Annotated in this window: 4 protein-coding genes; 1 reads left to right on the top strand and 3 read right to left on the bottom strand. The window is 72.7% G+C overall.

The genetic code is table 11. The features are described from left to right. Positions 1-321: 321 nt before the first annotated feature. Positions 322-855 carry an MSMEG_6728 family protein gene (locus AC1DP0_RS19645; RefSeq protein WP_478087807.1) on the top strand — a complete coding sequence of 178 codons (534 nt, stop codon included), beginning with the start codon at positions 322-324 and terminating at the stop codon, positions 853-855. Here the strand turns inward: AC1DP0_RS19645 and AC1DP0_RS19650 are convergent. The 3 genes from AC1DP0_RS19650 to AC1DP0_RS19660 all read right to left on the bottom strand — a co-directional run. Continuing rightward, positions 839-2,179 carry an MATE family efflux transporter gene (locus AC1DP0_RS19650; protein ID WP_478087810.1) on the bottom strand — a complete coding sequence of 447 codons (1,341 nt, stop codon included), beginning with the start codon at positions 2,177-2,179 and terminating at the stop codon, positions 839-841. The two genes, AC1DP0_RS19645 and AC1DP0_RS19650, sit on opposite strands and share 17 nt — an antisense overlap. Then, positions 2,176-2,889 (bottom strand): DNA alkylation repair protein, encoded by a 714-nt coding sequence (locus AC1DP0_RS19655; protein WP_478087814.1) that lies wholly within the window; start codon positions 2,887-2,889, stop codon positions 2,176-2,178. The genes AC1DP0_RS19650 and AC1DP0_RS19655 overlap by 4 nt, the downstream gene beginning before the upstream one ends. 43 nt (positions 2,890-2,932) lie before the next feature. Beyond that, positions 2,933-3,617 (bottom strand): class I SAM-dependent methyltransferase (locus AC1DP0_RS19660; RefSeq protein WP_478087818.1); only part of this gene is annotated, 685 nt, incomplete at its 5' end.

The raw sequence follows: 3,617 nt of genomic DNA on the forward strand, positions 1-3,617 counted from the left end.
GGTCACGTCGCCGAACTCGACCAGCGGGAGCGGGTGCCCATTGACCCGGTGACCGACAGGGGAGGAGGTCACCGAGTCGCACAGGAGCAACTCACGAGATCGACTATGGGCGCCCGACCTTAAAGGAGTCTGGGAATCCGGTAGCAGTTGGCCCAGACATTGCCCGCTGACGCCAGGACGATTCCGTCCGAAACCCCACTTTTCCATCGAAAAGGACGTGGCGGCATACGCCATGGAGGTGCGGTGAGGCCTCCCCACGTGCGGGTATGGCCGTGCGGAGGATGTCGTCCGGAGGCGTCCCGGACGGCGGAGGAGTGAGCGGTGCAGACCTTCGTGCCCTACGCGGACTTCGCGCGGACGGCAACGGTCCTGGACACCAAGCGCCTGGGCAAGCAGCGCGTCGAGGTGATCCAGATCGTGCGCGCGCTCACGGTGCCCGGCTACGCCTGGTCGTCACACCCCGCGGTGCTGATGTGGAAGGGCTACGAGGAGGCGCTCGGTCGCTACGGGCTCGCGATGTGCGAGGAGTGGCGGCAGCGTGGCTTCGGGGACACCTGTGCCGAGACGATCGCCGCGGATCTCGCGAGAGCGGGCGTGGGTCGGCTGAGGAGCTATCCCGAGCTCGCCGAGGCCGGGGCGCTGCCGGCGTGGCTCTTCGACGAGTCGGTGCAGGGCAGCCATCGATCGGCGCTCGTCCGCAAGGACCCGGAGCACTACCGGTCGGCCKTCCCGGACGCCGACCCGGACCTGCCCTACGTGTGGCCGGTGCGCTCCGAGGCCGTGCTCGAGCGGGAGCGTCGGCGCGAGGAAGCGGCGAAGAGGCGAGCACTGAGGGCCCTCAACGAGCGCCGATGACCATCCAGTCGTCGCGTCGTGCCCGCCAGCCGAGCACGACCCCGCGGATCGCCATGAAGGCCGTGAACGCGGCCCAGAGCACGACGACGTCGCGGGTCACGGAGCCGCTCGGTCCCGCGCTGCGGACGGCGAGGATGACCGGGAGGTAGGCGGCCAGGGTGACGACCATGCCCCAGGCCAGCCACCTGCCGTCGCCGGCGCCGATGAGCACACCGTCGAGGACGAAGACGTAGCCGGCCACGGCCTGGCCGAGTCCGACGACGACCAGGGCCGCGCCGAGCGCCTCCTGGACGGCCGGGTCGGGCGTGAAGAGCGGCGGCAGGACCGAGTGCAGGGCCGCGATGACGAGCCCGAGGGCCAGCCCTCCCCAGACGCCCCAGCGCACCATCGTCCCCATCGCGAGCCGGACGCCCGCGCGGTCACCGGCGCCGAGCGCCCGCCCCGTGATGGCCTGCGCGGCGATCGCGAGCGCGTCGAGCGCAAAGGCGAGGAACGACCAGACGGTCAGCGCCACCTGGTGGGCGGCGAGCGGCACGTCACCCAGCGAGGCCGCGACCCACGTCGTGACGAGCAGCGTCGCGCGGAGGGCGAGCGTGCGCACGAGCAGGGGTATGCCGGTGCGCCCGGCCGCGAGGACCCGCGCGGGATGCGGGCGCAGCCGGGCGTGCCGGGCCCGGGCCTTGACGAGCAGCACGGTGACGAGCGCGATGCCCATCCCGGTCTGCGCGATGACGGTGCCCCACGCGGATCCGGCGATGCCCCAGTGCAACCCGTAGACGAAGAAGAGGTTGAGGGCGATGTTCGCGCCGAAGCCGACGACGGAGGCCGCGAGCGGAGTCGTCGTGTCCTGCAGGCCGCGGAGGACGCCGGTGACTGCGAGGATGGCGAGCATGGCCGGGATGCCCAGCGCCGAGATGCGCAGGTAGGTCGTCGCCTGCTCGAGCACGGCGGGGGAGGCGCCGAAGACCGCGCTGATCGGACCGGCCCAGACAGCGACGGCGGCAGCGGTACCGGCGCCGAGGCCGAGGGCGAGCCACAGCCCGTCGATGCCGGCGCTGACCGCGGAGCGCTCGTCGCCGGCGCCGAGGTGCCGGGCGACGATGCTCGTCGTGCCGTAGGCGAGGAAGACGAAGACACCGGCGGCCGTGACGAGGGCGGCGCTCGCGACCCCCAGGCCGGCGAGCTCGGCCGTGCCCAGGTGGCCGATGATGGCGGAGTCAGCGAGCAGGAAGAGCGGCTCGGCGATGAGGGCGAGGAAGGCCGGGACCGCGAGCCGGACGATCTCGCGGCGGTGGCTCTCCGTGGCTGGGGCGGCGGGGGTCATGACCGCTGCCCGAGATGTTTCAGCGCCTCGCGTCGCGAGAGCCCCGACAGGGCGGGATGTGCGGTGACGAAGGCGCGCACCCAGTCAGGGTCGGTGCGCGCATGATCACGCAGCGCCCAGCCGATCGCCTTGCGGCTGAAGAAGTCCGGGTCGTCGATGTTCGGCTCGATGACGTCGGTCAGGAGTGACTGGTCGAGGCGTTCGCGTGCGCCGACCTGGCAGATGATCGCGGCCCGGCGCACCCAGAGCGAGTCCGAGCCGGCCCAGTCCCGCAGGCGCAGCCCCTCGACCGTCGGGTGCGCGAGCACCGTGTCGCGCACGAGGTGCGTGGCGATGTCGTCGACGACGTCCCACCAGGCTCCCGCCCGGATCAGGGTCTCCCACAACGGCATCGCGTCGCTGTCGACCCACGCGCGGTAGGGACCGTGCCGCGCGAGGGCGATGGCGGCATACCAGTGCTCCCGGTGGGTGGCGCCGTCCCAGAGGGCGCGGATCGTCGCCTCCCACTGTCCTCGCGTCGCCATGGCGAGCCCGGGGTCCCGCAGCAGGGGGCCGAGGAGCGCCTTGAGCTGCGGTGAGGTCAGCCCCAGGAAGTGCATGGACGACTTCATGTAGCGCTGCTGCCCGACCGCGCGCTCGGAGTCGGCGTGCTCCGCGAGGGCGGCGGTCACGGCAGCGACGAGGTCGCTGCGCACCCCCGGCTCGGACATGGGTGCCAAGGTAGCGCCGTGCCGTGCCGGACGCGGACGCGGCTCACGCCTTGCGGGCTCGGCCGAGGTAGCCGAAGGCCCACGGCCGCATGACCTTGGGCATCGGCGCGTAGGCGCGCTCGATCGTCTCGATGACGAGGCCRGACTCCTCGATGAGCCGGTCGATGGGCCGCGTCAGGCGGCAGCCGTCGAAGGCCTTCCTCTGGACGGGTTCGAGGAGGCGCTGCCATCGCTGCACGTGCTTCTCGGGGGCGAGGCCGTGCTCGAGGAAGTGCAGGGCGCCGCCGGGACGCAGCACGCGCCGGACCTCGGCGAGTGCTCGGTGGACGTCGGGGATCGTGCACAGGGTGAACGTCGCCAGGACCGCGTCGGCGCTCTCGTCCGCGAGGCTGAGCCACTGGCCGTCGAGGTCGCCGCGGACGATGGCGACGGGGCTGCCTGCGCGGCGGTCGGCTCCGAGCTGCCACGCGACGTCGGAGGGCTCGACGGCGATGACGCGGGTGACCTCCTCGGGATAGAGGCCGACGTTGTGCCCGCTGCCGAAGCCGAGCTCGACGACCTCACCGCGCAGGCCTTCGCAGGCGCGAGCGCGGAGGTCGCGGAGCTTCCCGTCCTGGCAGCCGACCGCGACGAGCCGCGGCGTGACCTCGGTGGCCCAGATGCCCATCGCTCGACCGGAGCGGTTCAGGCCGGGGTGCCGAAACGCACGGCGTTGCGCTCGCCTGCCC

The organism is Terrabacter sp. P5_B1, assembly GCF_056400505.1.

What these genes read in the sequence shown, in the direction of transcription:
- AC1DP0_RS19650 (WP_478087810.1), bottom strand. Translation starts at nt 2,179, where the DNA reads ATGACCCCCGCCGCCCCAGCCACGGAGAGCCACCGCCGCGAGATCGTC.
- AC1DP0_RS19655 (WP_478087814.1), bottom strand. Translation starts at nt 2,889, where the DNA reads ATGTCCGAGCCGGGGGTGCGCAGCGACCTCGTCGCTGCCGTGACCGCC.